26 protein-coding genes are annotated in these 25,606 nt (G+C 70.9%); 13 read left to right on the top strand and 13 right to left on the bottom strand.

All coding sequences use genetic code 11. The features are described 5' to 3' along the window. Positions 1-3 precede the first annotated feature (3 nt). The 3 genes from ACFWJ8_RS19345 to ACFWJ8_RS19335 are packed head-to-tail and all read right to left on the bottom strand — an operon-like array spanning position 4 to position 4,751. Entirely contained in the window at positions 4-1,161 is a 1,158-nt protein-coding gene (locus ACFWJ8_RS19345) for an acyl-CoA dehydrogenase family protein (RefSeq protein ID WP_378814612.1), read from the bottom strand. Further along, positions 1,161-3,092 carry an acetyl/propionyl/methylcrotonyl-CoA carboxylase subunit alpha gene (locus ACFWJ8_RS19340; protein ID WP_378814610.1) on the bottom strand — a complete coding sequence of 644 codons (1,932 nt, stop codon included), beginning with the start codon at positions 3,090-3,092 and terminating at the stop codon, positions 1,161-1,163. The genes ACFWJ8_RS19345 and ACFWJ8_RS19340 overlap by 1 nt, the downstream gene beginning before the upstream one ends. Before the next feature lie 54 nt (positions 3,093-3,146). Then, complete coding sequence (locus ACFWJ8_RS19335) at positions 3,147-4,751, bottom strand: carboxyl transferase domain-containing protein (RefSeq protein WP_378814608.1); 1,605 nt, start codon at positions 4,749-4,751, stop codon at positions 3,147-3,149. A 163-nt stretch (positions 4,752-4,914) separates the two neighbouring features. Between ACFWJ8_RS19335 and ACFWJ8_RS19330 the strand changes: the two genes are divergently transcribed. After that, a complete protein-coding gene (locus ACFWJ8_RS19330; RefSeq protein ID WP_378814606.1) occupies positions 4,915-5,511 on the top strand; it encodes a TetR/AcrR family transcriptional regulator in 597 nt (198 codons plus the stop codon). A gap of 30 nt (positions 5,512-5,541) precedes the next feature. Beyond that, on the top strand, positions 5,542-7,362 hold the full coding sequence (locus ACFWJ8_RS19325) for an alkaline phosphatase family protein (RefSeq protein ID WP_378814604.1): 1,821 nt from the start codon (positions 5,542-5,544) through the stop codon (positions 7,360-7,362). A gap of 43 nt (positions 7,363-7,405) precedes the next feature. Here ACFWJ8_RS19325 and ACFWJ8_RS19320 read toward each other — a convergent pair whose 3' ends face one another. From ACFWJ8_RS19320 to pdhA, 3 genes are read right to left on the bottom strand one after another with little or no spacing between them, the layout of a single operon-like run. Next, entirely contained in the window at positions 7,406-8,815 is a 1,410-nt protein-coding gene (locus ACFWJ8_RS19320) for a dihydrolipoamide acetyltransferase family protein (RefSeq protein ID WP_378814602.1), read from the bottom strand. Continuing rightward, a complete protein-coding gene (locus ACFWJ8_RS19315) occupies positions 8,812-9,825 on the bottom strand; it encodes an alpha-ketoacid dehydrogenase subunit beta (RefSeq protein ID WP_378814600.1) in 1,014 nt (337 codons plus the stop codon). The genes ACFWJ8_RS19320 and ACFWJ8_RS19315 overlap by 4 nt, the downstream gene beginning before the upstream one ends. Before the next feature lie 2 nt (positions 9,826-9,827). Beyond that, entirely contained in the window at positions 9,828-10,973 is a 1,146-nt protein-coding gene (gene pdhA, locus ACFWJ8_RS19310) for a pyruvate dehydrogenase (acetyl-transferring) E1 component subunit alpha (protein WP_378814598.1), read from the bottom strand. 166 nt (positions 10,974-11,139) lie between these two features. Here pdhA and ACFWJ8_RS19305 point away from each other — a divergent pair, with 166 nt between their 5' ends. After that, positions 11,140-11,613 carry an Lrp/AsnC family transcriptional regulator gene (locus tag ACFWJ8_RS19305; protein WP_378814596.1) on the top strand — a complete coding sequence of 158 codons (474 nt, stop codon included), beginning with the start codon at positions 11,140-11,142 and terminating at the stop codon, positions 11,611-11,613. Here the strand turns inward: ACFWJ8_RS19305 and ACFWJ8_RS19300 are convergent. Further along, positions 11,585-12,595, bottom strand: a complete 1,011-nt coding sequence (locus ACFWJ8_RS19300; protein WP_378814594.1) for a DMT family transporter — start codon at positions 12,593-12,595, stop codon at positions 11,585-11,587. The genes ACFWJ8_RS19305 and ACFWJ8_RS19300 overlap by 29 nt on opposite strands. A gap of 74 nt (positions 12,596-12,669) precedes the next feature. Between ACFWJ8_RS19300 and ACFWJ8_RS19295 the strand changes: the two genes are divergently transcribed. Continuing rightward, the gene (locus ACFWJ8_RS19295; RefSeq protein WP_378814593.1) at positions 12,670-13,224 is read left to right on the top strand and encodes a CGNR zinc finger domain-containing protein; all 555 of its coding nucleotides are present in this window, start codon (positions 12,670-12,672) and stop codon (positions 13,222-13,224) included. Here ACFWJ8_RS19295 and ACFWJ8_RS19290 read toward each other — a convergent pair. Then, positions 13,184-14,083: an alpha/beta fold hydrolase gene (locus tag ACFWJ8_RS19290; RefSeq protein WP_378814591.1), complete on the bottom strand. Its 900-nt coding sequence runs from the start codon at positions 14,081-14,083 to the stop codon at positions 13,184-13,186. The genes ACFWJ8_RS19295 and ACFWJ8_RS19290 overlap by 41 nt on opposite strands. A gap of 102 nt (positions 14,084-14,185) precedes the next feature. On the opposite strand from ACFWJ8_RS19290, the gene ACFWJ8_RS19285 reads away from it, so the two are divergent. Further along, the gene (locus ACFWJ8_RS19285) at positions 14,186-14,917 is read left to right on the top strand and encodes a 3'-5' exonuclease (RefSeq protein ID WP_378814589.1); all 732 of its coding nucleotides are present in this window, start codon (positions 14,186-14,188) and stop codon (positions 14,915-14,917) included. Positions 14,918-14,978: 61 nt separating this feature from the next. Here the strand turns inward: ACFWJ8_RS19285 and ACFWJ8_RS19280 are convergent, their stop codons facing one another. The 3 genes from ACFWJ8_RS19280 to glgA all read right to left on the bottom strand — a co-directional run bounded on the left by ACFWJ8_RS19280 (position 14,979) and on the right by glgA (position 17,324). Next, positions 14,979-15,236 (bottom strand): type B 50S ribosomal protein L31, encoded by a 258-nt coding sequence (locus ACFWJ8_RS19280; RefSeq protein WP_378814587.1) that lies wholly within the window; start codon positions 15,234-15,236, stop codon positions 14,979-14,981. Positions 15,237-15,335: 99 nt separating this feature from the next. After that, the gene (locus tag ACFWJ8_RS19275; protein WP_378814585.1) at positions 15,336-16,121 is read right to left on the bottom strand and encodes an ABC transporter ATP-binding protein; all 786 of its coding nucleotides are present in this window, start codon (positions 16,119-16,121) and stop codon (positions 15,336-15,338) included. A gap of 9 nt (positions 16,122-16,130) precedes the next feature. Then, a complete protein-coding gene (glgA, locus tag ACFWJ8_RS19270; RefSeq protein ID WP_378814583.1) occupies positions 16,131-17,324 on the bottom strand; it encodes a glycogen synthase in 1,194 nt (397 codons plus the stop codon). A 47-nt stretch (positions 17,325-17,371) separates the two neighbouring features. Between glgA and ACFWJ8_RS19265 the strand changes: the two genes are divergently transcribed. From ACFWJ8_RS19265 to ACFWJ8_RS19255, 3 genes are read left to right on the top strand one after another with little or no spacing between them, the layout of a single operon-like run. Beyond that, positions 17,372-18,616, top strand: a complete 1,245-nt coding sequence (locus ACFWJ8_RS19265; protein ID WP_378814581.1) for a glucose-1-phosphate adenylyltransferase — start codon at positions 17,372-17,374, stop codon at positions 18,614-18,616. 57 nt (positions 18,617-18,673) lie between these two features. Beyond that, the gene (gene serB, locus ACFWJ8_RS19260) at positions 18,674-19,315 is read left to right on the top strand and encodes a phosphoserine phosphatase SerB (protein ID WP_378814579.1); all 642 of its coding nucleotides are present in this window, start codon (positions 18,674-18,676) and stop codon (positions 19,313-19,315) included. 47 nt (positions 19,316-19,362) lie between these two features. Beyond that, positions 19,363-20,070: an alpha/beta fold hydrolase gene (locus tag ACFWJ8_RS19255; RefSeq protein WP_378814577.1), complete on the top strand. Its 708-nt coding sequence runs from the start codon at positions 19,363-19,365 to the stop codon at positions 20,068-20,070. Positions 20,071-20,122: 52 nt separating this feature from the next. Here ACFWJ8_RS19255 and fabG read toward each other — a convergent pair whose 3' ends face one another. Beyond that, positions 20,123-20,833 carry a 3-oxoacyl-ACP reductase FabG gene (fabG, locus tag ACFWJ8_RS19250; RefSeq protein ID WP_378814576.1) on the bottom strand — a complete coding sequence of 237 codons (711 nt, stop codon included), beginning with the start codon at positions 20,831-20,833 and terminating at the stop codon, positions 20,123-20,125. Positions 20,834-20,962: 129 nt separating this feature from the next. Between fabG and ACFWJ8_RS19245 the strand changes: the two genes are divergently transcribed. The 4 genes from ACFWJ8_RS19245 (at position 20,963) to ACFWJ8_RS19230 (ending at position 23,163) form a co-directional block, all read left to right on the top strand. Then, a complete protein-coding gene (locus ACFWJ8_RS19245) occupies positions 20,963-21,547 on the top strand; it encodes a DUF4190 domain-containing protein (RefSeq protein WP_378814574.1) in 585 nt (194 codons plus the stop codon). 73 nt (positions 21,548-21,620) lie between these two features. After that, positions 21,621-22,049, top strand: coding sequence for a DUF3099 domain-containing protein (locus ACFWJ8_RS19240; RefSeq protein WP_378814572.1), 429 nt, complete (start codon positions 21,621-21,623; stop codon positions 22,047-22,049). Continuing rightward, positions 22,046-22,264: a hypothetical protein gene (locus ACFWJ8_RS19235; protein ID WP_378814570.1), complete on the top strand. Its 219-nt coding sequence runs from the start codon at positions 22,046-22,048 to the stop codon at positions 22,262-22,264. The genes ACFWJ8_RS19240 and ACFWJ8_RS19235 overlap by 4 nt, the downstream gene beginning before the upstream one ends. 14 nt (positions 22,265-22,278) lie before the next feature. Beyond that, the gene (locus ACFWJ8_RS19230) at positions 22,279-23,163 is read left to right on the top strand and encodes an SURF1 family protein (protein WP_378814635.1); all 885 of its coding nucleotides are present in this window, start codon (positions 22,279-22,281) and stop codon (positions 23,161-23,163) included. Between the two features lie 3 nt (positions 23,164-23,166). On the opposite strand, the gene ACFWJ8_RS19225 is transcribed toward ACFWJ8_RS19230, so the two are convergent. Next, positions 23,167-24,765, bottom strand: coding sequence for an ABC-F family ATP-binding cassette domain-containing protein (locus tag ACFWJ8_RS19225; RefSeq protein ID WP_378814569.1), 1,599 nt, complete (start codon positions 24,763-24,765; stop codon positions 23,167-23,169). A 189-nt stretch (positions 24,766-24,954) separates the two neighbouring features. Between ACFWJ8_RS19225 and ACFWJ8_RS19220 the strand changes: the two genes are divergently transcribed. After that, positions 24,955-25,605: a DedA family protein gene (locus tag ACFWJ8_RS19220; RefSeq protein WP_378814568.1), complete on the top strand. Its 651-nt coding sequence runs from the start codon at positions 24,955-24,957 to the stop codon at positions 25,603-25,605. Position 25,606: the final 1 nt, after the last annotated feature.

Raw genomic sequence — 25,606 nt, 5'->3', positions numbered from 1 at the left:
GTGTCACGCTACCCCGAGCGCCCGCGCGATGACGAGCAGCTGCACCTCGTTCGTGCCCTCGCCGATCTCGAGGATCTTCGAGTCGCGATAGTGGCGGGCCACCGGGTACTCGTTCATGAACCCGTTGCCGCCGAACACCTGTGTCGCGTCGCGGGCGTTGTCCATCGCGGCGTCGCTCGCCGTGAGCTTGGCGATCGCCGCCTGCGTCTTGAACGGCTTGCCCGCGTCCCGCAGGCGTGCGGCGTGGTGCCATGCGAGCCGTGCGACGTGCACGCGCTGCTGCATGCGGGCGAGGAGGAACTGGATGCCCTGCCGCGTGGCGAGCGCCTCGCCGAACACGGTGCGCTTCTGCGCGTAGTCGACGGCGGCTTCGAGGCATCCCTCCGCCGCACCGGTCGACAGCGCGGCGATCGCGATGCGCCCCTCGTCGAGGATGTGGAGGAAGTTCGCGAAGCCGCGGCCGCGCTCGCCGAGGAGGTTGCCTTCGGGCACGCGCACGTCCTGGAAGGTCAGCGGGTGCGTGTCGGAGGCGTGCCAGCCGACCTTGTCGTAGGCAGGCTCGACCGTGAAGCCCGGCGTGCCGTTGGGCACGACGATCGTCGAGATCTCCTTGCGTCCGCCCGACTCGCCGGTCACCGCGGTGACGGTGACGAAGCGCGTGATGGCGGTGCCGGAGTTGGTGATGAACTGCTTCGACCCGTTGACGACCCACTCGCCGCCGTCCAGGCGGGCCGTCGTGCGGGTGGCGCCCGCGTCCGACCCCGCCTCGGGCTCGGTGAGCCCGAACCCGGCGAGCGCGCGGCCCGCGAGCAGGTCGGGCAGCAGTTCGTGCTTCTGCTCCTCGGTGCCGAACCGGAACACCGGCATGGCCCCCAGGCTCACGCCCGCCTCGAGGGTGATCGCGAGCGACTGGTCCACGCGGCCGAGCGCCTCGATCGCCAGGCACAGGGCGAAGTAGTCGCCGCCCTGGCCGCCGTACTCCTCGGGGAACGGCAGGCCGAACAGCCCCAGCTCCCCCATCTGCGCGACGACGTCCAGCGGCAGCGTGTGCGTGCGGTCGGCCTCGTACGAGCGGGGTGCGACGACCTCGTCGGCGAACTGGCGCACCAAGCCCGCGAGCTCGCGCTCGTCGTCGGTGATGTCGTAGTCGTAGTCGGGCATCAGTCGTTCTCCTTCACGTGTGCGAGCACCTGGTCGCGCCGCACCTGGTCTCCGACGGCGACGTCGATGCGCACGACTCCGGCGTGCGGCGCCGCCACCGGGTGCTCCATCTTCATGGCCTCGATCGTCGCGATCCGGTCGCCCGCGGCGACCGTCGCACCGTCGGCCACGTGGACGGCGACGACCGCGCCCGGCATGGGGGCGCGCAGTTCGGGATCGGATGCCGCGGCTCCCTGCTCGCGGGCCGCCCGGCGCCTCTCGGCCGCCTGCCGGCGTGTCAGCGGCCGCAGCGCGGTGGTGACGCCGTCGGCGTGGACCCACAGCAGGCCGTCGTCCGCGGTGGCGGCGACGACGCCGTCGGAGACGAGCGCGGCCTCCTCGCCGACGAGGATGCGACCATCGCCGGTCTCGAACGCCGCTGCGACGGGCACGGCGGGAGCGCTCGCGCGCCAGCCCGAGCGCGCCGACCACAGGTCGGACGCGTGCGACGGACGGGCGACGGCGGTGGCGGCATCCCGGTCTGCCTCCACGCGTGCCGCAGCGGTAAGGGCGCCGGCGGTCGGCTCGGGGGCCGTGTAGGCGGGCAGGCGCTCGATGAGCCCGGTGTCCATGTCGCCGCTGCGCACGCCGTCGTCGGCGAGGAGCGTGCGGAGGAAGCCGATGTTCGTGTCGACGCCGAGCACGACGGTGTCGGCGAGCGCGGCATCCAGCCGCTCCAGCGCCGTCGCGCGATCCGGGGCGTGGGCGATGACCTTCGCGATCATGGGGTCGTAGTCGGCGGTGACGACGCTGCCCGTCTCGACGGCGCCGTCGGTGCGGACGCCGGAGGCCGCACGCCACACCAGTACCTCGCCGGTCGCGGGGAGGAATCCGCGCTCGGGCGACTCCGCGTACACGCGCGCTTCGATGGCGTGCCCGTCGAGGCGCACATCGGCCTGCGCGAGGTCGAGCGGGCTTCCCGCGGCGATGCGCAGCTGCTGCTCGACGAGGTCCACGCCCGTCACGAGCTCCGTCACGGGGTGCTCCACCTGCAGGCGCGTGTTCATCTCGATGAAGAAGAACTCGTCGGGACGCTCCGCGGCCACGAGGAACTCCACGGTGCCGGCTCCGCGATAGTCGACGGATGCCGCTGCCGCACACGCCGCTGCGCCCAGTCGTGCGCGCGTCGCCTCGTCGACGACCGGCGACGGCGCCTCCTCGACCACCTTCTGGTGTCGTCGCTGCAGGGTGCATTCGCGCTCGCCGAGATGGACGACGCCGCCGTGCGCGTCGGCGAGCACCTGCACCTCGATGTGGCGTGGGCGCTCGATGAGCCTCTCCAGCAGCAGCGTGTCGTCGCCGAACGCGGCGGCCGCGACGCGGCGGGCCGTGGCGAGCGCGTCGGGCAGCTCGGCGGCGGAGCGCACCACCTGCATCCCCTTGCCGCCGCCGCCGGCCGAGGGCTTGACCAGGAGCGGATACCCGGTGGCGTCGGCGGACGCCGCGATGTCGGCATCCGTCATCGCGGTGCCGTTGTCTCGGGTGGCGCTGAATCCGGGCACGGTCGGCACGCCATGGCCGGCGACGTGCTCCTTCGCACGGATCTTGTCGCCCATGACCTCCAGCGCGCGCTCGCCCGGGCCGATGAAGACGATGCCGGCGGCGGCGCAGGCGCGGGCGAACGCGACGTTCTCGGACAGGAACCCGTAGCCGGGGTGCACGGCCTGCGCGCCGGTCTCGACGGCCGCGGCGACGACCGCGTCGACGTCGAGGTAGGACTGCGCGGCGGGAGCGGGTCCGATGCGCACCGCGACATCCGCCTCCCGCACATGCGGTGCGGAGGCGTCGGCGTCGCTGTAGACGGCGACGGAGCGGATGCCGAGGCGGCGCAGCGTACGGATCACGCGGCGGGCGATCTCGCCGCGGTTGGCGACGAGGACGGTGTCGAACATCTCGTCTCGCTTCGCTCGCTCATTGACCGGGGGCATGCTTCGCACTCCTCTCCCTCACATCCGGAAGACGCCGAAGCGCGGTTCGGGGAGCGGTGTGCGCGACACGACGTCCAGGGCCAGTCCCAGGAGGTCGCGGGTGTCGAGCGGGTCGACGATGCCGTCGTCCCACAGCCGCGCCGTGGCGTAGTACGGGTTGCCCTGCTCCTCGTACTGGGCGCGGATCGGCGCCTCGAAGGCCGACTGCTCTTCGGCGGTCCACTCCTCACCACGAGCCTCGAGCTGGTCGCGCTTGACGGTCGACAGCACGGAGGCGGCCTGCGGACCGCCCATCACCGAGATGCGGCTCGCCGGCCAGGTCCAGAGGAACCGCGGCGAGTACGCCCGGCCGCACATCGAGTAGTTGCCGGCGCCGAAGGAGCCGCCGATGACGACCGTGAGCTTGGGCACGCGCGTCGTCGCGACGGCGGTGACCATCTTGGCACCGTCCTTGGCGATGCCGCCGGCCTCCGCGTCGCGGCCGACCATGAAGCCCGAGATGTTCTGCAGGAACAGCAGCGGGATCCCGCGCTGATCGCACAGCTCGATGAAATGGGCGCCCTTGAGGGCCGATTCGCCGAACAGCACGCCGTTGTTGGCGACGATCCCGACGGGGTGCCCGTGGATGCGGGCGAACCCGGTGACGAGGGTCGTGCCGTACTCGCGCTTGAACTCGTGGAGCTCGCTGCCGTCGACCAGCCGTGCGATCACCTCGCGGACGTCGTAGGGCTGGTTCACGTCGACCGGCACGACGCCGTACAGGTCGGATGCCGCCACCGCGGGCTCCACCGCCGGCCCGACCTCCCACGCCGGCGCGGCCGGCGCCGGCAGTGTCGCGACGATGTCGCGCACGATCTCCAGCGCGTGCTCGTCGTCCTCGGCGAGGTGGTCGACGACGCCGGACCGCTGCGCGTGCAGCTCTCCCCCGCCGAGCTCCTCGGCCGTCACCACCTCGCCGATCGCCGCCTTCACGAGCGGCGGGCCACCGAGGAAGATCGTGCCCTGGTTCCTGACGATCACGGTCTCGTCGCTCATCGCGGGGACATAGGCGCCGCCCGCCGTGCACGAGCCGAGCACCGCCGCGATCTGCGGGATGCCGGCGGCCGACAGGCGCGCCTGGTTGAAGAAGATGCGGCCGAAGTGATCACGGTCGGGGAACACCTCGTCCTGCATCGGCAGGAATGCGCCGCCCGAGTCGACGAGGTAGATGCACGGCAGCCGGTTCTCCAGTGCGACCTCTTGCGCGCGCAGGTGCTTCTTGACGGTCAGCGGGTAGTACGTGCCGCCCTTGACGGTCGCGTCGTTGCAGACGACCATCACGTGCCGGCCGTGCACGAGCCCGATCCCGGCGATGACGCCCGCGGCCGGCGCCTCGCCGCCGTAGAGGCCTTCGGCGGCGAGCGGGGCGATCTCGACGAACGGGCTCCCCTCGTCGAGCAGGCGCGTGACACGGTCGCGCGGCAGCAGCTTGCCTCGTGCGACGTGGCGCTCCCGCGACGCGGGCGGACCTCCGAGGGATGCCGTCGCCAGGCGCTCCCGCAGGTCCTCGGCGAGCGCGCGCTGCGCGTCGCTCGTCCGGGCGAAGGCGTCGTCGGGCACCGCCTGGCTGGTCAGCACGCTCATGGATCTGCGCTCCGTGTCATCCTCGTCGACGTCACGATCGGGTCACACCTGTGGACGGGGTCCTTGTCCGGGCGCGGCTCGATTGGTTAGTGTTCACTAACTGAGGTTTAGGTTAGCGATCATTAACTGAGATCGCAAGCCCGCCCCCACACCCGGAGCACAGATGACAAACGGCGTCACCGACCGCAATCGCGCCAAGGCCGATCGCCACGCCGCGATCCTGCAGCAGGCCGCCGCCCTCTTCGCCGAGCGCGGCTTCAGCGGCGTCAGTCTCGAAGAGATCGGCAGCGCAGTGGGCATCAGCGGACCCGCCCTCTACCGGCATTTCGCGGGCAAGCAGGCCCTCCTCGGCGCGATCCTCGTCGAGGTCAGCGAGCGACTGCTGGCGGGCGGGCGGACCGTCGTCGCCACCCACGAAGGTGCGGACGCGCAGCTGGACGCGCTCATCGACTTCCACGTGGCGTTCGCGCTGCACGACGCCGACGTCATCCGCGTGCAGGATCGCGACATGGCCAGCCTCAGCGACGAGGACCGCCACACCGTCCGGCGCCTGCAGCGCGAGTACGTCGAGGTGTGGATCGGCATCCTGTCGATCGTCCACCCCGATCGCGACGACGACGACCTGCGCGTGCGCGCGCACGCGTGCTTCGGTCTCATCAACTCCACGCCCCACACCGTCCGGGCGTCGCGGTCGCGCCCCGGCGAGCGCGACGTGCGCGGCATCCTGCGGTCGATGGCACGCGCCTCGCTCACCGCCTGACCGCCCGCGGTGGCCTAGTCTGGACCCACCATGGCGGGGCATGGCCGGCAGGACGACGCAGGCGGGGCGAGCCACGTCGACGGCACCGATACGTCCGGTGAAGACCGCGCGCCCGAAACGGGCGATGCCAGCTCGCGCCGCGACTTCTTGAAGCTGGGCGGCGTCGCTGCGGCGGGCCTGGTCGTCGGTGGCGCCGTCGGTGCGGCGGCCGGAGCGTCGATCGGCCACACCATCGGGTACCGCGAGGGATCCGTCGATCTCGGGAAGGTCCCCGCACGCTCCGAACCCGGCTTCGACCACGTCGTGGTGCTGATGGGCGAGAACCGCTCGTTCGACAACCTGCTCGGCTGGCTGTACACCCCCGAGACGCTTCCAGCCGGCGCCGCGTTCGACGGACTCGCCTTCGGCAGCTACGCCAACGAGGCCCCCTCCGGCGAGCGCGTCGCCGTCCACACCTACTCGGGGCCGACGGACGAGGTCATGGCGCGGCCAGATCCCGATCCCGGGGAGGAGTTCCCCCACGTCAACACCCAGCTGTTCGGCACGGTCGACCCGCCGGGCAACGCCGCGGCCCAGGTCGGCGATATGGCGGCGCCGTTCAACGCACCGCGGGCGGGCACGAAGCCACGGATGAGCGGGTTCCTGCGCGACTACTGGAACAATCTCACCCGCCTCCGCGGCGGGAAGCCCCCGACCCTCGACGAGGCCTCGCACATCATGGGCGGCTTCTCCCCCGAGCAGCTGCCGGTGCTGTCGACCCTCGCCAAGGGATTCGCCGTCTTCGACGCCTGGTTCGCCGCGGTGCCGTCGCAGACCTACTGCAACCGCTCGTTCTTCCACGCCTCGACATCGCACGGGTTCGTCACGAACAAGCACGGCGGCGGCTACGACAAGTGGCTGGACGCCGCGCAGCGGCCGACGATCTTCAACCGCCTCGAAGAGGCCGGCATCCCGTGGAAGGTGTACTTCGACGAGATGCAGCTGGTCTCGTTGACCGGCATCCTGCACGCACCGGTGCTCGAGGAGCATTGGCGCACGGGACGGTTCGGGCACATGTCGGAGTTCTATGAGGATGCCGCGGCCGGGCGTCTCCCCGCGTACGCCTTCATCGAGCCGCGCATGATCTATGACCACAACGACTTCCACCCGCCGTTCGGCGCGTTGCGCGAGAGCCGGGTCGACGGGTCCGAGGTCGTCGACTCTGCCGTCTCGGACGTCCGCGCCGGCGAGAGGCTGGTGGCCGACGTCTACAACGCGGTGAAGGACAGCGCGACCCCGGATGGGTCGAACGCGATGAACACCCTGCTGCTGATCACCTTCGACGAGCACGGCGGGACGTACGACCACGTGCCCCCTCCGGCTGCCACGCCTCCGGTGGCCGACGACGCACCCGGCGAGATGGGCTTCGCCTTCGACCGCCTGGGCGTACGGGTGCCCGCCATCGCGATCTCGGCATACACCAGGGCGGGCACCATCGTCCACGACGAGATGCACCACGCCGCCGTGGTGGCGACCATCACCCGGCTGCACGGGCTCCGACCGCTCACCCGGCGCGACGCCGAGGCCCGCGACCTGTTCTCGATCGTGAACCTCGACACCCCGCGCGATCCGTCGAGCTGGCCGATCGTGCACCCGATGTACGTGCCGCCGAATCCGGACGAGGACGAACTCTCGGATCTCAAGGACGGGCCGCACAAGGACAAGCCGCTGAGCCCGCCCGGCCGCGGGCTGCTGGGCCTCCTGCTCGCGCGCTACGGCACGTCGTCGTCGCCCGAGCCGGAGACTTACGCCGACGCGTACGCGGTGCTGCAGAAGCACGGGCTCGGACTGTTCTACCCCAAGAAGGACTGATCGGCCGGCCCCGCAGCACCGGCCGATCGACACCGCCGCACGGCTAGCGCAGCAGCATCGCCCTCCCCGGCTCGCGCAGCACGTCGGCGACCTCGACCATGAACCGCGACCCCTGCTCGCCGTCCACCAGTCGATGATCGAACGACAGCGCGAGCGTCATGACGTCGCGCAGCGCGATCTCACCGCGGTACTCCCACGGCTGGCGCCGCACCGCGCCGAGCGCGAGGATGCCCGCCTCCCCCGGGTTGATGATCGGCGTGCCGGCGTCGACGCCGAACACCCCGACGTTCGTGATGGAGAACGTGCCGCCCATCATGTCGGCGGGCGCCGTCTTGCCCGCGCGCGCGGTCTCGGCGAGCGCGCGGATCGCGTCGGCGAGCTCGACGAGCGTGAGCTCCTGCGCGTCTCGGATGTTGGGCACGACAAGGCCCCGCCCGGTGGCCGCCGCGATGCCGAGGTTCACGTAGTGATGCTCGACGATCTCACCGGCCTCGTCGTCCCATTTCGAATTGAGCCCGGGATGGCGGCCGAGAGCCATGCACACCGCCTTCGCGGCGACGGCCATCACCCCGATGCGGTGGTCCTGCAGCGCACGGTCGGCCTTCAGCGACGCGATGAGCTCGCTCGTCGCGGTGACGTCGACGGTGAGGAATGTCGTCACGTGCGGCGCCGTGAAGGCGCTCCGCACCATCGCGTCGGCCGTCATGCGGCGCACCCCGCGGATCGGCGTACGGGTCGTGCGCTCCCCCGGTGTGCGTGCGGGCCGGAGCGCCTCGGCGGTGTCGGGGATGCCGTCGGTCTCGGCCGGTGCCGCCGTCGCGGTCGCCGCGACCCCGACCCGCTCCGCGTACGCCTCGACGTCGCCGCGGGTGATGACGCCCGATGCGCCCGTGGCCTCGACGAGCGCCAGGTCGATCCCGAGCTGCTTCGCGAGCGCCCGCACCGGCGGCGTCGACCGCGGGCGCTCCAGCGGAGCGTCGATCGACCCGCCGAACGTCGGAGCGTCCAGGACGATCGCATCGTGCGGCGCCGCCTCGAGCACGGCGGTGTCGGAATGGGCGGATGCCGGTCCCGCGACGCGTGTGCGGCGCTGGGGCCGTCCGGCCCCGCGCGGGGCGGCGCCGTAGCCGACGAGGTTCGGCTCGGCCTTCTCGGCCGCGGCCGCGACGGCCGGCTCGGCGGTCTCGGCGACGGGCTGAGGCGGGGCATCCGTCCCCCCGGTGTCGAACGTGATGAGCACCGAGCCCACCTCGATGACGTCACCGGCCTCGGCGTGGAGGGCCGTGATCGCACCGGCGTACGGTGACGGGAGCTCGACGACGGCCTTGGCGGTCTCGACCTCGGCGATCGTCTGGTTGAGCGCGACCGTGTCGCCGACGGCGACCAGCCACTGCACGAGCTCGGCCTCGGGAAGACCCTCGCCGAGATCCGGAAGACGGAAGTCCTGCGTCATCGGTCCGCCACCCCCGAAAGGCTGTTGGGCCGGTCCAGGACGCGGTCCACGGCGTCGAGGATCCGGTCGAGGTCGGGCAGGTGGTGCTTCTCGAGCTTCGCCGGCGGATACGGGATGTCGTGACCCGTGACGCGCTGCGGAGCGGCCTCCAGGTAATTGAAGCAGCGCTCCGTGACGCTTGCGATGAGCTCCGCGCCCACCCCGGCCTCGCGCGCCGCCTCGTGCGTGACGACGACGCGTCCGGTCTTGCGGACAGAGGCCGTCACCGTGCGGTAGTCGACGGGAGAGATCGATCGCAGATCGATGACCTCGATCGACACGCCGTCGTCCTCGGCGGCGGTGGCGGCATCCATCGCGGTCCCCACCTGCGCGCCGTACGTGAGGAGCGTGACGTCGGTGCCCGGCCGCACGACGCGCGCAAGCCCCATGGGCGGCGCATCCGCCAAGTGCAGGTCGAGGTCGACCTCGCCCTTGGAGTGGTACAGCCGCTTGGGCTCGAAGTACACGACGGGGTCGCTGGAGGCGATCGCCTGGCGCAGCATGACGTATGCGTCCTGGGGGTTCGACACCGCGACCACGCGCAGCCCCGACGTGTGCACGAAGTACGCCTCAGGCGACTCCGAATGGTGCTCGGCGGCACCCACGCCGCCGGCCCACGGGATGCGGATCGTGATCGGCATCGTGACGTTGCCGCGCGTGCGGTAGTGCAGCTTCGCGACCTGGCACACGATCTGGTCGAACGCCGGATAGACGAAGCCGTCGAACTGGATCTCGACCACCGGCCGGTAGCCGCGGAACGCGAGGCCGACGGCCGTTCCCATGATGCCCGCCTCGGCGAGCGGCGTGTCGATCACGCGCTGTGCGCCGAACTGGGACTGCAGGCCGTCGGTGACGCGGAACACGCCGCCGAGCTTGCCGATGTCCTCGCCCATGACGAGGACCTTGTCGTCGTCCGCCATCGCATGGCGGAGACCTTCGTTGATGGCCTTCGCCATCGTGAGCTGAACCATCGTCACACCCCCTGCGCGCCCGTGCTGAGCTCCGTCGGAGCGAAGCCGTCGAGGTACGCGCCGAACCACTCGCGCTGCTCGTCGATGCCCGAGTGCGGCTCGGCGTACACGTTGTCGAACACCGTGAGCGGTGCGCGCGTCTGCGCCGTCATGGCGGCCTCGCGGACGGACGCGGCCAGCGTGTCGGCATCCGCCTCCACGCTCGCGACGAACGCGTCGTCGAACTCGCCACGCGCACGCAGCAGCGCCTCGACGCGGGCGATCGGGTCGCGGCGACGCCACTTCTCGACCTCGTCCTTGTCGCGGTAGCGCGTCGGGTCGTCGGACGTGGTGTGCGGACCCATGCGGTAGGTCACGGCCTCGATGAAGGCGGGTCCCTTTCCGCTGCGCGCGTGGTCGAGCGCCCAGCGCATCGCTGCGAAGCACGCCAGCACATCGTTACCGTCGACGCGCATGCTCGGGATGCCGAAGCCCGGCGCGCGGCCGGCGATCGGCGCCTTCGCCTGCAGGGCGACGGGCTCGGAGATGGCCCACTGGTTGTTCGTGCACACGAACACCACCGGCGCCCCGAACGACGACGCGAACACCATCGCCTCGTTGACATCACCCTGGCTGGAGGCGCCGTCGCCGAAGTACGCGACCGAGACCTGGTCCGTGCCGTCGCGCTGGACGCCCATCGCGTAGCCGACCGCGTGCAGCGCCTGCGCGCCGATGATGATCTGCTGGGTCGCGGTGTTGAGCTCGTACGGGTCGTAGGTGGAGTGCTCCTCGCCGCGCCACGCGAGCACGAAGTCGGAGGGCTTGCCGCCGCGGGCGTAGACGACGCCGGTCTCGCGGTAGCTCGGGAAGGCGAAGTCATCGGCACGCAGTGCGCGGGCGGTGCCGATCTGCGTCGCCTCCTGCCCCTGACAGGGCGGCCACAGGCCGAGCTGTCCCTGCCGCTGCAGGGCGACGCCCTCGACGTCGATGCGTCGCAGCAGCACCATGTCGCGGTACAGCGACCGCAGGGCCGCGGTGTCGACGTCGGCGATCCAGCGGTCGAGCTCGGGATCGGCGATGCGCTCGCCGTCAGGGGTGAGCAGGCGGGCGACATCCTCGATATCGGTGCCGAGATCCGCCGTGGGGGTCAGGGTGTGCGTCATCGTCATCACTCCTCGTTGCGGGCCCCCTTGTGAGGAGCCGCCTCGTGTGCGCGCCGGCCTCTTCGCCGACACCTCGAGGCTACGTCTGGGTCGCACCTCGCTCAAGCATTCGAGAGTTGCTTGAGCATGTTGACAAATTCAGACCCTGAAACCCGTGCTAACGTTTCGCACTATGAGTGCCCTCGATCACGTCGACCTGGAGCTGCTGGCCGCCCTCTCGGCCGACCCCCGCGCGACGGTCGTCGCGCTCGCCGAGCGGCTCGGCCTGTCGCGCAACACCGTCCAGGCGCGGATGGCGCGACTGGAGCGCACCGGCGTGTTCCTGTCGTACGAGCGGGCGATCTCGTCGGCCTCGCTCGGATTCCCCATCGAGGCCTTCATCAGCGTCATCGTGCGCCAGGCGGAGCTCCCCCGCATCGCCGTGGAGCTCGCCCGCGTGCCCGAGGTCGTGCAGGCGCACGGATTGTCGGGTCAGGTCGATCTGCTGGTGCGCGTGGCGTGCCGCGACACGCAGCACCTGTTCGACACCGACGCGCGCATCCTCGCGATCGAGGGCGTCGAGCGCACCGAGACGTCGCTCGTGATGGGCGAGGTCATCGCCCACCGCGTGACACCGCTCATGGAGCTGGCACGACGGGAGTCGTAGCCGCCATCCCCTTCGGGGTCCCGGTCGAGGACGCGTCCGCGCGCACGAGCACGACGCCCACGAGGATCAGCGCGCCGCCGGCGAACTGGATCGGCGCCGGCACCTCGGCGAGGAAGATCCACGCGAACATGAGGGCGAACAGCACCTCCGACAGACCGACGAACGACGCCACGCGGGAGCCGATGCGCGGTACGGCCATGACACCCAGCGCATAGCCGAGGGTCGTCGCGACCGCCGCCACCCAGAGGAGCGGCATCCACCACGGCACCTCCGTCCCGGCGAGCACGACGGTCACGGCGGGCGCCTGGAAGGGCAGGATGCCGGTCAGGCACAGCACCCCCATGACGAAGGCGCCGGTCAGCAGGCCGCTCGCGGCGAGCGCGAGCGGCGGCAGATCGTCGCCGGCGCGCTCAGAGATGACGAAGTAGGCGCACACGCAGACGGCGGCGGCGAGGGCGAGGAGCGTGCCCAGCAGGTCGAACGAGGCCCCTGAGATGTCGACGACGAGCACGAGGCCGACCATCGCCACGCCCGAGCCCCACAGCACGAGCGCCGAGGGCGCCTTGCGGGTGCGGATCCACACGAACGCGACCAGCATCACCGGCGCGAGGTACTGGATGAGCAGGGCCACGGCCACCGGCATCCGCTGCATCGCGGAGAAGAAGAACAGCTGGCAGCCGAGCACCGGCATGAGTCCGAACCCGATGATGAGCTTGTAGTGCCGGCGCAGGAAGCCGCGCTGACGCCGCATGGCGTGGAACACCGCGGGAGACAGGATGAGGCCCGCCACCCCCATGCGCACGAGCAGCGCGGCGCCGAGCGACCAGCCCGCTTCGAGCAGCGGTTTGACGAACGGCCCGCTCGACGAGAACGCGAGGGCTGACGCCACGCCCATGATCAGCCCCGTGGTGCGCATGCGCGCGGGACCGGCGGATGCGGGACCCGGCGCGATGGCGGGAGCGGACGCGGTGGAGGCGGTCATGGGCGACATCCGACTGTCAGGGGTGAAAGGTGCTTACACTGGTGACAGTAGCGATTCGGTTGTCAGGAGTCAATGTGGTTTTCATTCATGACACGCAGCAGAGCCTGCGCGCGGCCGCGTACCTCGTCAACACGATGCCCGGCTACGACGGCGAAGACACGCTGACGACCCTCGAGCAGTTCGACGACTACCTGCGGGTGAACCCCTACACCGGCGTGATCAGGCGCGACCAGACGGAGCTCGCAGCCATCCGCGCGATCCGGCCGCGGCTGCACGAACTGTGGGAGGCCGATCGCGAGGGCGCGGTGCCCCTCGTGAACGAGCTGCTCCGCGACGGCCAGGCGCTCCCCCGGCTCGTGATCCACGACGGGTACGACTGGCACGTGCACGCCACCAGCGACGACGCGCCCCTGGCGACGCGCATCCTCGTCGAGGCGGCCATGGCGTTCGTCGACGTCATCCGCGCCGACGAGTACGACCGCGTGCGCATCTGCTCGGCCGACGACTGCGAGGGCGTGTACGTCGACTACTCGAAGAACGGATCCAAGCGCTACTGCGATTCGGGCAACTGCGGCAACCGCATGAACGTCAACGCGTATCGGCGGCGGAAGGCGCGAGAAAGCGCGTGATCGCATCCGCGGCGACCGCGGGCGTCTCGTAGTGGATGAGGTGCCCCACGTCGGGGATCTCGACCAGCTCGGCGTCGGGGAACAGCGTCGCGAGGGTGCGCTCCGCCTCGATGGGCGTGATGTCGTCGCGCTGCGCCGCGACCAGCAGCGTCGGCTGGGCGATGCGGGGCGCCGCCTCGCGCACGTCGTGCGACACCGACGCCACGAACGCGTCGTGCAGCACGTCGCGGTCGGCGAACCGCGAGAAGTACGTGTCGTGCTGATCGTGGACGAATCGACGGATGCCGGGGTCCTTGGTCTTGGCCATCGAGACGCTCATCACACGCACGATGAGCCCGTTGCGCAGCAGCGCCTCGCCGAGCCCCTTCGGCAGCTTCGCACCCGCCCAGTAGTAGAACACCGCGAGCCGCGTCAGGATCCCCCGCGGCCCCTCCAGCGCCGGTGCGCCGATCGGGTTCACCAGGATCACGCGCGGCGTCTGCAGCCCCCGGGCAACGGCGGCCGACACGACGATCGACCCGAACGAGTGCCCGAGGATGACGGCGCCGGGCGCGACCTCGGCCACGAAGGCGTCGAGCCACTGCGCGTACAGATCGAGGTCGTGCGTGCGCCCCGGGACGGGCGCCGTCTCGCCGAACCCCGGGAGGTCGGGTGAGATGACCCGCACCCCGGGAAGGTGGGCGACCACCGGCTCCAGGCCGTGGTGCTCGCCCCGGAAGCCGTGCACCGCGACGATGGTGCTCTCGGCGTCGGCCGGGCCGTAGACCCAGTACGCGGTGACGCCGCCGAGCACGTCGGCCTCATGCCGCTCGACGGGGATCTCGTCGAGCAGGGCGGCGTACGGGTTGGGCGCGGTCACGGGTCGAGTCTACGTTCCGCCGCCTGCATGGCCGCGGTGCGCGGACCTCGCACACGGAGCGCCTCCGCCGTGATGTCGGAAGCCGCGCATACCGTGAAAGGCATGAGCACCTCCCGCGCCGACCAGCTGTCGCTGTGGGACGTGCCGGACTGGGTGAGCCTCGTGGGGGTGTTCGACCTGGAGACCACGGGAGTCGACGTCACGAGCGACCGCATCGTGACGGCCCATGTGGGACTCCTGGATGCCTCAGGTCGGGCTCTTCGGGCACGCGACTGGCTCGCCGACCCGGGCATAGAGATCCCCGAGGGCGCGAGCGCCATCCACGGCATCACGACCGCCCACGCGCGCGCCGAGGGGCGTCCCGCCCGCGAGGTCGTGGCCGAGACCGTCGAGGCGGTCCGCGGACTGCTGGACGCCGGCATCCCCGTCGTCGCCTACAACGCGCCGTTCGACTTCTCGCTCCTCAAGTACGAATCGCTGCGGCACGGCATCGCACCCATCGAGAACCCGTCGCCCGTGATCGACCCGCTCGTGGTCGACAAGGCCTACGACCGCTGGCGCAAGGGCAAGCGCACCCTCGAGGTGGTCGCCGCCCACTACGCCGTCCGATTGGATGCCGCACACGAGGCGTCGGCCGATGCGGTGGCCGCCGGGCGCGTGGCGCAGGCGCTCGCCGAGCGCTACGCGCCCTGGCTGCCCGACACCGCCGACGAGCTGCACACGCGCCAGATCGCGTGGGCGCGGGCACAGGCGGCGAGCCTCACCGACTACTTCATCCAGATCGGACGCCTCGACCCCGACGACCGCCTCGACGGGCGCTGGCCGATCCGCTGACACCGACATCGGGAACGCAGAAGGCCCCGCACGATGTGCGGGGCCTTCTGTCCAGACGGGCTTACTTGGAAGCGCCGCCGAAGTTCTTGAAGCGCTGGTTGAACTTCTCGACACGACCGGCCGAGTCCATGATGCGCTGCTTGCCCGTGTAGAACGGGTGCGAGGCCGACGAGATCTCGACGTCGATGACGGGGTACTCGACGCCGTCGAGCTCGATCGTCTTGTCGCTGGTCACCGTCGAGCGGGTGAGGAACGTCTCGCCCGAGCCGAGGTCACGGAACACGACGGCCTGGTAGTCCGGGTGGATTTCAGTCTTCATGATGGTCCTTTGAGGATGGTGCCCTGGATTTTGCCAGGGCGGTCAAAGTCTTGAGCGCGCGCACTCATGTGCACGCACCAAGGATCCAGTCTACCAGGGTCAGTGCGCTGCGCGTGCCGCGTAGCGCCCGCCGTCCTCGGTGAGCCGGATCGGAACCCCGAACGTCTCGGTCAGCGCGTCGCCGGTGAGCGTCTCGCGGATGGGACCGGCTGCCACCGCCTGGCCGTCGCGCAGCAGCAGCACGTGGGTGAAGCCGACCGGGATCTCCTCCACGTGGTGGGTGACCATGATCATCGCGGGCGTGGTGGGAGCCGAGGCGTAGCCGCCGAGCAGGATGAGCAGCTCTTCGCGGGCGCCGAGGTCGAGGCTCGCCGTCGGCTCGTCGAGCAGCAGCAGCTCCGGGTCGGTCATGACCGCGCGCGCGATCTGGACGCGCTTCTGCTCGCCGTCCGACAGCGTGCCGAACGTGCGATCGGCGAGGTGGTCGAGCTTCCACTCGGCGAGGACACGCAGCGCACGGCGCTCGTCGATGTCCTCGTAGTCCTCGCGCCACCGGCCGAGCACCGAGTACGCCGCGGTGAGCACCACGTTGAGCACGGTCTCCTCCGGCGGCACGCGGCGCGCCATCGCCGACGAGGCGAAGCCGATGCGAGGACGCAGCTCGAACACGTCGGTGCGACCGAGGCGCTCGCCCAGGATCGTGACGACGCCCGACGTGGGGTGCAGCAGCGTGTCAGCCATCTGCAGGACGGTGGTCTTGCCGGCGCCGTTCGGCCCGAGGACCACCCACCGCTCGTCGTCGTTGATCGTCCAGTCCAGGTGATCGACGATGTTGCGTGCGTTTCGGCGGACGACGACGTCGGAGAACTCGAGCACCTGGGGCATGCTCCCAGCCTACCGGCCGCCGGCGGCCACCTCCGCGTACAGCGACGCCGTCTGCTCGGCGATGCGCTGCCAGCTGAAGTCCTCGGTCGCCCGGCGGCGTCCGGCGGCGCCGTACGCCCGCGCCGCGTCGGGATCGCCCACGACTTCGGTCAGCACGCGGGCCAGGTCCGCCACGAAGCGCTCCGGGTCGATGGGGGTGCCGGTGCCGTCCTGCACCTGCTCGATCGGCACGATCCGTCCCGTGACGCCGTCGACGACGACCTCCGGGATGCCCCCGGTCGCGGTGCCCACCACCGCGGCCCCGCAGGCCATGGCCTCGAGGTTCACGATGCCGAGCGGCTCGTACACCGACGGGCACACGAACGTGGTGGCCGCGCTCAGGATCGTGCACAGCTCGTGGCGCGACAGCATGCGGTCGAGCCACACGACGCCCTCGCGGGTCGACTGCAGCCCGCGCACGAGCTCCTCGACCTCGGCCATGATCTGGGGCGTGTCGGGGGCACCCGCGGCGAGGATGACCTGCACGTCGGCAGGAAGCCGCTCGGCGGCGCGCAGGAAGTAGGGCAGCCCCTTCTGCCGTGTGATCCGGCCGACGAAGACCACCGACGGCTTGGCCGGGTCGATGCCGAGCTCGGCCAGGAGCGCAGGATCCTCGACGGGATGCCACGCCTCGACGTCGATCCCGTTGTAGATCACGCGCACGCGATCGGGGTCCAGCGCCGGGTAGCTGCGGAGGATGTCCTCGCGCATGCCGTTGCTGACGGCGACGACCGCGGCGGCGCCCTCGTAGGCGGTCTTCTCGATCCAGCTCGACACCGCGTACCCGCCGCCGAGCTGCTCGGCCTTCCACGGCCGCAGCGGCTCGAGGCTGTGCGCCGTGACGATGTGCGGGATGCCGTGCAGCAGCGATGCGAGGTGCCCGGCGAAGTTCGCGTACCAGGTGTGGCTGTGCACGACGTCGGCACCGGCGACGTCCGACACGATCTCGAGATCGGTGCCGAGGGTCTGCACGGCGGCGTTGGCGGCTGCCAGTTCCGCGGGCACGGCGTACGACGTCGTGCCTTCTTCGGCGCGGTCGGCGCCGAAGGCCCGCACGCGCACGTCGAGCTCGGTCCGCAGCGCTTTCACCAGCTCTGTGACATGGACTCCGGCCCCGCCGTAGATCTCCGGCGGGTACTCCTTCGTGACGATGTCGACTCGCATGCTCGAACGCTAGTACATCGGTCGGAACGCGTCCTAGTGTGGGTCCCATGCCAGCAGCGCCCAAGGTCTTCGGAATCATCCTCGCCGGCGGCGAGGGGAAGCGGTTGATGCCACTGACTGCGGATCGAGCCAAGCCCGCCGTCCCCTTCGGGGGGCAGTACCGGCTCATCGACTTCGCGATCTCGAACCTGATCAACTCGGGGCTCAGGCAGATCGTGGTGCTCACGCAGTACAAGTCCCACAGCCTCGACCGCCACATCTCTCAGACGTGGCGCATGTCGGCCCTGCTGGACTCGTATGTCGCCTCCGTCCCCGCACAGCAGCGTCTCGGCAAGCGGTGGTTCTCGGGCTCGGCCGATGCGATCCTGCAGAGCCTCAACCTCATCACCGACGAGAAGCCCGACATCGTCGTCGTCATCGGCGCCGACCACGTGTACCGCATGGACTTCCGGCAGATGCTGGCCGCCCACATCGATTCCGGCGCGCGGGCCACGGTCGCCGGCATCCGTCAGCCGATCTCGCTCGCCAACCAGTTCGGCGTGATCGACGTCGACCCGTCCGACCCCGGCCGCATCCGCGAGTTCCTCGAGAAGCCGCAGAGTCCTGTCGGCCTCGCCGACGCGCCGGATCAGGTGCTCGCGTCGATGGGCAACTACATCTTCGACACGGACGCGCTCATCGAGGCCGTCGAGTCCGACGGCGAGCTGCCGACCTCCAACCACGACATGGGCGGCGACATCGTGCCGTACTTCGTCTCGCGCGGCGAGGCCGGCGTGTACGACATGAACCGCAACGACGTGCCCGGGTCGACCGACCGCGACCGCTACTACTGGCGCGACGTGGGCACGATCGATTCGTTCTTCGACGCGCACCGGGACCTCATCTCGACGCTGCCGGTGTTCAACCTGTACAACACGGACTGGCCGATCCACTCGCAGGCGGTCAACTCGCCGCCCGCGAAGTTCGTGCGCGACTCGGTCGGGCGCATCGGCAACGCGATCGACTCGATCGTCTCGCTCGGATCGGTGCTGTCGGGCACGCACCTGGAGCGCAGCGTCGTCGGTCCGTGGACGCTCGCCGGCGGCGGATCGACCATCACCGACTCGGTGCTCTTCGACTACGTCCACGTCGGTGCGGGCGCCCGCGTTCATCGTGCGATCCTCGACAAGAACGTCGTGCTCGAGGACGGGGCGACCGTCGGGGTCGATCGCGAGAAGGACCTCGCGCGCGGGTTCACCGTGACCGACAGCGGTATCACCGTCGTGGGCAAGGGCTTCCGCGTCGAGCGCTGAAACGCGGGGCCTGACATGCGGTCGGGTGCGGCATCCGGCTCCCGCTAGCGTGGGAGCATGCCCGCCGAACCCGCCCGCTTCCTCGTCGTGCTCGACGCCGATTCGACCCTGATCCGCAACGAGGTGATCGAGTTGATCGCCGACGAGGCCGGCCGCGGACCCGAGGTCGCCGCAGCGACCGAGGCCGCGATGCGCGGCGAGGTGGACTTCGCGTCGAGCCTGCGCTCGCGCGTCGAGGCTCTCGCCGGCGTGCCGGTGGCGGCCTTCGCGCGGGTGCTCGCGCGCATCGAGCCCACCCCCGGCGTGCGGGAGCTGATCGACGCCGCGCACGCGCGCGGCGGTGCCGTCGGCGTGGTGTCGGGCGGGTTCCACGAGATCCTCGACACCGTCGCCCCCGACCTGGGCGTCGACGTGTGGCGAGCCAACCGGCTCGCGACGAGCGACGGCGTCCTCACCGGCGTCGTCGACGGACCGATCGTGGATGCCGCCGGCAAGGCCGACGCCCTGCGCGAGTGGTCGGCCGAACGCGGCGTCGACCTCCAGCACACCATCGCGATCGGCGACGGCGCGAACGACCTCGCGATGATGGCCGCGGCGGGACTCGGCGTGGCCTTCAACGCCAAGCCCGCCGTCCGGGCACAGGCGGACGTCGTGATCGGCCCGGTCGACCTGCGCGAGGTCATCCCGCTGCTCCCCTGACGCCGAGGACCCGCGCGCATGTCGGTGCCCGTCGATAGCCTCGGGACATGCACATCATCCTCGTCCCCGGCCTGTGGCTCGACGCGTCGTCGTGGGGTGACGTCTCCCCCGCCCTCGAGGCCGCCGGCCACCGCACGCATCCGCTCACGATGCCGGGCGTCGGTGCGTCCGGCCCCGATTCCGCCGGCATCGGCATGGCCGACTGGGTCGACGCCACGGTCACCGCGCTCGACGCGCTCGACGGCCAGGTCGTGCTCGTCGGCCACTCCGGCGGCGGCAACGTGGCCTACGGGGCGCTGGATGCGCGGCCCGACCGCGTCGCGCATCTGATCCTGCTCGACACGTGGCCCCCGAGCGACGGCGGAACGATCTCGGAGTTCCCGATCGTCGACGGAGTGGTCCCGTTCCCCGGTTGGGACTTCTTCGATGAGCCGGACGTGGCCGACCTCGACCCGCAGACCCGCGCCGACGCGGCCGCTCGCGCGAAGTCGGTGCCCGAGCGGGTCCCCACGGATCCGATCCGGTTGACGAACGAGCGACGGCGTACCGTGCCCGCCACGATCATCACCGGCACCGTGCCCGCAGCGCAGATCCGCGAGATCATCGCTGCCGCGCCCGAATGGGCGGCCGAGCTCGTCGCGCTCGAACGGCTCGACATCATCGAGCTCGGAGAGCCGGGCGATCCGACCGGCCACTGGCCGCAGTTCTCACGCCCCGGCGCCGTGGCCGAGGCGATCCTGCACGCGATCGGCTGACGCCGCAGTCCGCGGACGCACCGCGGATCCGGTGCGTCGCGGACCGTCTGCGTCAGTGACCCATGCCGAGGCCGCCGTCGACCGGGATGACGGCGCCAGAGATGTATGCGGCGTCGTCCGAAGCGATCCACGTCACGACGCCGGCGACCTCATCGGCCGAACCGTAGCGTCCGGCCGGGATGCTCTTCTTGTACTCGGCCTGCGTGTCGTCGGCGAGCTCGGCCGTCATATCGGTCTCGATGAAGCCGGGTGCGACGACGTTCGCCGTGATGCCGCGGCCGCCGAGTTCGCGGGTGAGCGAGCGCGCGAAGCCGACCAGGGCGCTCTTGGACGCGGCGTAGTTGATCTGCCCGGGCGATCCGTACAGGCCGACGACGCTGGAGATGAGGATGACGCGGCCCCATTTGGCACGCAGCATGCCCTTGGAGGCGCGCTTGACGACACGGAAGGCGCCGCCCAGGTTGGTGGACACGACGCTGTCGAAGTCGTCCTCCGTCATGCGCAGCAGCAGGGTGTCCTTCGTGATGCCGGCGTTCGCGACGACGATCTCGACAGGCCCCAGCGTGTTCTCCACCTCAGTGAAGGCGGCGTCGACGGCAGCGGCGTCCGTCACGTCCGCACGCACCGTGAGGGTGCCCTCGGGGCCTTCGCCGGAGCGGGCGGTCACGGCGACCTTGTAGCCGGCCGCGACGAAGCGCTCGGCGATGGCGCGGCCGATGCCGCGGTTGCCGCCGGTGACGAGGACGACGCGATCGGTGGACATAGGAATCTCCCGGGGGTTTACGACGGAACCGCACCAGCCTAGCGGCGGGCGACGCCGCGGCCCCGACGTGTTTGACACCCCTGCGCGCCGCTGGGACGCTGGACGCAGACACCGACGAAAGGCATCGCCGTGAGCGACACCTCCCCCACTCCCGCCCCCGAACCGGGCGCGAACCCTCCCGTGCCGCCGGCACCGCCCGCCGCCCAGCCCGGCGCGTATCCGCCGGCCGCACCGGCACCGCAGCCCGCCCCGCAGGCACCGCCGGCCGCCCAGCCGGCCGCGTACCCGCCGCCGGCCCAGGGCGCCTACCCGCCGCCCGCCTACGGCGCTCCGGCGACGCCCGCGCCCTACGGGTCGGCGCCCGCCTACGGCAGCGCACCGGCGTACGGCGCCGCACCCGCGTACGGTGCGGCACCGGGCTACGGCTACGGCGCACCGGCGAAGACGAACACGCTCGCGATCGTGTCGCTCATCGCCTCGATCTCGAGCTTCGTGATCCTGCCGTTCATCGGCTCGATCGTCGGAGTCATCACCGGCCACATGTCGCTCAAGCAGCTGAAGACGAGCGGCGAGCAGGGCCGCGGCATGGCGCTGGCCGGCACGATCATCGGATGGGTCGGCCTCGGCCTCACCATCCTCGGCATCATCGCGATGATCCTCTTCTTCATGTTCAGCTTCGCGATGTACTCCTCGACCGGGAGCTACTCCTCCTGACCTCGCTCTTGAGCGCCCCGGAGCCTTGCTCCGGGGCGCTCAAGGCATGTAACCGGCGTACGCTGGAAGCACCGTGAAGAACTCCAGCCACGCCCCTTCGGCCACATCTCTGCCGCGCGCCCCGCGCGACGATGTCGGCGCGCGTTCGACGCGTTATCTCGTGATGATGGGCGTGCGCATCGCGTGCTTCATCCTCATGGTGGTGATCACGCCGTACGGCTGGTACACGTGGGTCTTCGGCGCAGCGGCGATCTTCCTGCCGTACATCGCCGTCGTCTCGGCGAACGTCGGCCAGGAGGCGCGCAGCAACCGTCGCGAGGACCCCGAGCCGTCGCTGCCCGCCGTGGCGAGCAGCAGCGTGCCCGAGACCCGCGTGATCCGGATCGAAGAGAGCCGCGACGCGATCACTCCGCCGCCCGGCGCCGAGCAGGCACCCGACGACACGCCCGACGCCTCCGCCGATGCGTCCGACCGCAAGGACGACGAGGGTCCCACCGCATGAGCGACGACGGGATCGACGCGACCTGCTCGCGCGCCGGCTGCCGGCAGAGCGCCCGCTGGCGGATCGACTGGCGCAATCCCCGCATCCACACGGCTGACCGCCGCAAGACGTGGGTCGCGTGCGACGAGCACGTCGACTATCTGCGCGAGTTCCTGGCCGCGCGCGAGTTCCCCCTCGAGGTCACGCCTCTCGCCGACTCGGAGGTCGCCCGATGAGCCGCGGTGTGAGCATGCAGAACCTGCCGCGTGCGGGTCGCTGGGCGATCTACATCGCTCTGGCCGTGGTGTTCGCGATCGCGTGCGCGTTCCTGTCGCACTGGCAGTTCAGCCGCAACGAGGAGCGTTCGCATCAGCTTGCGCTGGTGGCGCAGAACTACGACGCCGACCCGGTGCCGCTCGCCGAGGCGATCCCGGCCGGTGGTGAGCTCGATCCGCAGGACGAGTGGCACCCCGTCACCCTGACGGGCGAGTATCTCGCCGACGACCAGCTGCTGGTCCGCAACCGGCCGCACGGCGGCACGTCGGCGTTCGAGGTGCTCGTGCCGTTCCGCCTCGACGACGGGCGCGTACTGCTGGTGGACCGCGGTTGGGTGCCACCGGGCGACGATCAGCCCGAGCCCGACGCGGTGCCCGCTCCCCCTGCCGGCGAGGCGACGGTCGTGGTGCGGCTGCGCCCGGGCGAGGCGCTGCCCTCCTCGGGACGGTCAGCGCCCGACGGCCAGGTGCCGACGATCAACCTCGATCTCGTGGCCGGCTCGATCTCGTCGGACGCGGGTGACTCCCTGGAGCGCAGTGCCTACGGCGTGATGGTGTCCGAGGATCCGGCGCAGGCGGCCGTGCCGAACGCGCTGGAGGCGCCGTCGGACGACCCGGGCCCCCACCTGTCGTACGCGATCCAGTGGATCATGTTCGCGATCATGGGATTCATCTTCATCGGTTACGTCATCCGCACGGAGCGCAAGCACCGCCGCGAGGACGCCGAGGACGGGGCTGCTGCAGGCGGCGACCCCGAAAGGACCCCGGATGCCGCTCCAGCGGCGGTCCCGGCATCCCGTCGTCGTCGCGATCGCGACGCCGAGGACGAGGACGCCCTGATCGACGCCGCAGGCCGCTGACGACTACGCGAGCGAGATGAGGTCGGCGTAGTCGCGACCCCAGATGTCTTCGACGCCGTCGGGCAGGATGAGCACACGCTCGGGGTTGAGCGCCTCGACCGCGCCCTCGTCGTGCGAGACGAGCACGACGGCGCCCTCGTAGTGAGCGAGCGCGCCGAGGATCTCGTCGCGCGAAGCGGGGTCCAGGTTGTTCGTCGGCTCGTCGAGCAGCAGCATGTTGGCCGACGACACGACGAGCGTCGCGAGCGACAGGCGCGTCTTCTCGCCACCCGACAGCACGCCGGCGGGCTTGAGCACGTCGTCACCGGTGAACAGGAACGATCCCAGGACCTTGCGCGCCTCGGTGGCGTTGATGTCAGGCGCGGCCGACATCATGTTCTCGAGCACCGAGCGGCTGACGTCGAGGTTCTCGTGCTCCTGCGCGTAGTAGCCGATCTTGAGCCCGTGCCCGGGCTCGAGCTGCCCGGTGTCGGGCTGATCGACGCCGGCGAGGATGCGGAGCAGCGTCGTCTTGCCGGCGCCGTTGAGGCCCAGCACGACGACCTTCGACCCTCGGTCGATCGCGAGGTCGACGTCGGTGAAGATCTCCAGCGAGCCGTACGACTTCGACAGCCCCGAGGCCATGAGCGGCGTCTTGCCGCACGGGGCGGGCTTGGGGAACCGCAGCTTCGCGACGCGCTCCTCCTGACGCACCTCGTCCAGGCCCGCGAGCATCTTCTCGGCGCGCGCGACCATCTGGTGCGCGGCGGCGGCCTTGGACGCCTTGGCGCCGAACCGCGCGGCCTGCTGCTGCAGGACGGTCGCCTTCTTCTCGACGTTCGCGCGCTCCTTCTTGCGGCGCTCCTCGTCGGCCACCCGCTGACGCAGGTAGTTCTTCCAGTCCATGTTGTAGACGTCGATGATCTGGCGATTGGCGTCGAGGTAGAACACGCGGTTCACCGTCTCGCCGACGAGCTCGACATCGTGCGAGATGACGATGAGGCCGCCCTTGTACCCCTTGAGGAACTCGCGGAGCCACACGACGCTGTCAGCGTCGAGGTGGTTCGTCGGCTCGTCGAGGATCATCGTCTGCGCGTCCGAGAACAGGATGCGGGCGAGCTCGATGCGGCGGCGCTGACCGCCCGACAGCGTCTTGAGCGGCTGGTCGAGGATGCGGTCGGGAAGCGACAGGTTGTGCGCGATGGAGGCCGCCTCGGCCTCGGCCGCGTAGCCGCCGAGCGCCTCGAAGCGCTCGGTGAGGTTCGCATACTTGCGCATGGCGCGGGCGGCGACGGTCTCGTCGTCGCTGGCCATCGCGAGGGATGCCTCGTGCATGCCGATCGCGAGCGTGCCGAGCCCGCGCGCATCGAGGATGCGCGTGCGGGCGAGCATCTCGGGGTCGCCCGAGCGCGGGTCCTGCGGCAGGTACCCGAGTTCGCCGGAGCGCTCGACCTTTCCATCGGCGGGGATGAGGTCGCCCGCGAGCACCTTGGTCAGCGTGGTCTTGCCGGCGCCGTTGCGGCCGACCAGTCCGATCTTGTCGCCGTCCGAGACGCGGAAGGAGACGTCCGACATGAGCACGCGGGCGCCCACGCGGATCTCGAGGTCGTGCACGGCGAGCACAGCGGATGTCCGTTCCGTCGAAGGTGTCAGTACGCGGCCGACTGGCCAGCCATCCAGTATACGGGGCGGCGATGCCCGCCCGGCGTCCGCAGCTGCCTCCGGAGGCGGATGCAGGACGGTACTCGAGAGGGATGCGGACGGTACCTGAGAGTGATGCCTCACGCCGCACCCGCTGCGTACCGTGCCGGAGTGGACCTGATCTCCGACATCATCCTGCAGGCGGTGGCATCGCCGTGGCTGTACGTCACGATGTTCGCCGTGGCGCTCATCGACGGCTTCTTCCCCCCGGTGCCGAGCGAGACCGTGCTCGTCGCCGCCGCGGCGGTGGCGGCATCCACGGGTCGCCCGGATCTGCTGTTGCTGGGAGCCGTCGCGGCGGCCGGAGCGGCGGTGGGCGACAACATCGCGTTCGCGGTGGGTCGCCGCACCGGAACGACGAGATTCGCGTGGATGCGGCGGCCCCGCGTCGCGGGGGCGTTCGCGTGGGCGGGGTCGGCGCTGGAACGGCGCGGCGCCGGGCTGATCCTGGGCGCGCGGTTCATCCCGGTGGGCCGCGTGGCCGTCAACCTGTCGGCCGGAGCCCTGCGGTACCCCTGGCGGCGGTTCGCCGGCCTGGCGGTGTGCGCGGGAGTGTGCTGGGCCGCCTACAGCATCGCGATCGGCCTGCTGGCCGGAGCCTGGCTGAAGGATCAGCCGCTCCTGAGCGCCGGCCTCGGCATCGTGGTGGCGCTCGGGCTCGGCCTCGCCATCGACCGTGTGATCGCGTGGCGCGCCCGCCGCGCCACCGTCTCCCCCTCGGCCGCAGGCGCGCCCTCCGCCGCGGTCACGTGCGTCGACTGAC

The sequence above is a fragment of the Microbacterium sp. NPDC058389 genome (assembly GCF_042722305.1).
In the GTDB taxonomy this organism is placed as follows: Bacteria; Actinomycetota; Actinomycetes; order Actinomycetales; family Microbacteriaceae; genus Microbacterium.
This window is presented reverse-complemented; position numbering and strand designations above follow the sequence as displayed.

What these genes read in the sequence shown, in the direction of transcription:
- ACFWJ8_RS19280 (WP_378814587.1), bottom strand. Translation starts at nt 15,236, where the DNA reads ATGAAGACTGAAATCCACCCGGACTACCAGGCCGTCGTGTTCCGTGAC.
- glgA (WP_378814583.1), bottom strand. Translation starts at nt 17,324, where the DNA reads ATGCGAGTCGACATCGTCACGAAGGAGTACCCGCCGGAGATCTACGGC.
- ACFWJ8_RS19275 (WP_378814585.1), bottom strand. Translation starts at nt 16,121, where the DNA reads ATGCCCCAGGTGCTCGAGTTCTCCGACGTCGTCGTCCGCCGAAACGCA.
- ACFWJ8_RS19255 (WP_378814577.1), top strand. Translation starts at nt 19,363, where the DNA reads ATGCACATCATCCTCGTCCCCGGCCTGTGGCTCGACGCGTCGTCGTGG.
- ACFWJ8_RS19340 (WP_378814610.1), bottom strand. Translation starts at nt 3,092, where the DNA reads ATGTTCGACACCGTCCTCGTCGCCAACCGCGGCGAGATCGCCCGCCGC.
- ACFWJ8_RS19235 (WP_378814570.1), top strand. Translation starts at nt 22,046, where the DNA reads ATGAGCGACGACGGGATCGACGCGACCTGCTCGCGCGCCGGCTGCCGG.
- pdhA (WP_378814598.1), bottom strand. Translation starts at nt 10,973, where the DNA reads ATGACGATGACGCACACCCTGACCCCCACGGCGGATCTCGGCACCGAT.
- ACFWJ8_RS19305 (WP_378814596.1), top strand. Translation starts at nt 11,140, where the DNA reads ATGAGTGCCCTCGATCACGTCGACCTGGAGCTGCTGGCCGCCCTCTCG.
- ACFWJ8_RS19320 (WP_378814602.1), bottom strand. Translation starts at nt 8,815, where the DNA reads ATGACGCAGGACTTCCGTCTTCCGGATCTCGGCGAGGGTCTTCCCGAG.
- fabG (WP_378814576.1), bottom strand. Translation starts at nt 20,833, where the DNA reads ATGTCCACCGATCGCGTCGTCCTCGTCACCGGCGGCAACCGCGGCATC.
- ACFWJ8_RS19230 (WP_378814635.1), top strand. Translation starts at nt 22,279, where the DNA reads ATGCAGAACCTGCCGCGTGCGGGTCGCTGGGCGATCTACATCGCTCTG.
- ACFWJ8_RS19285 (WP_378814589.1), top strand. Translation starts at nt 14,186, where the DNA reads ATGAGCACCTCCCGCGCCGACCAGCTGTCGCTGTGGGACGTGCCGGAC.
- serB (WP_378814579.1), top strand. Translation starts at nt 18,674, where the DNA reads ATGCCCGCCGAACCCGCCCGCTTCCTCGTCGTGCTCGACGCCGATTCG.
- ACFWJ8_RS19335 (WP_378814608.1), bottom strand. Translation starts at nt 4,751, where the DNA reads ATGAGCGTGCTGACCAGCCAGGCGGTGCCCGACGACGCCTTCGCCCGG.
- ACFWJ8_RS19265 (WP_378814581.1), top strand. Translation starts at nt 17,372, where the DNA reads ATGCCAGCAGCGCCCAAGGTCTTCGGAATCATCCTCGCCGGCGGCGAG.
- ACFWJ8_RS19330 (WP_378814606.1), top strand. Translation starts at nt 4,915, where the DNA reads ATGACAAACGGCGTCACCGACCGCAATCGCGCCAAGGCCGATCGCCAC.
- ACFWJ8_RS19300 (WP_378814594.1), bottom strand. Translation starts at nt 12,595, where the DNA reads ATGACCGCCTCCACCGCGTCCGCTCCCGCCATCGCGCCGGGTCCCGCA.
- ACFWJ8_RS19315 (WP_378814600.1), bottom strand. Translation starts at nt 9,825, where the DNA reads ATGGTTCAGCTCACGATGGCGAAGGCCATCAACGAAGGTCTCCGCCAT.
- ACFWJ8_RS19345 (WP_378814612.1), bottom strand. Translation starts at nt 1,161, where the DNA reads ATGCCCGACTACGACTACGACATCACCGACGACGAGCGCGAGCTCGCG.
- ACFWJ8_RS19325 (WP_378814604.1), top strand. Translation starts at nt 5,542, where the DNA reads ATGGCGGGGCATGGCCGGCAGGACGACGCAGGCGGGGCGAGCCACGTC.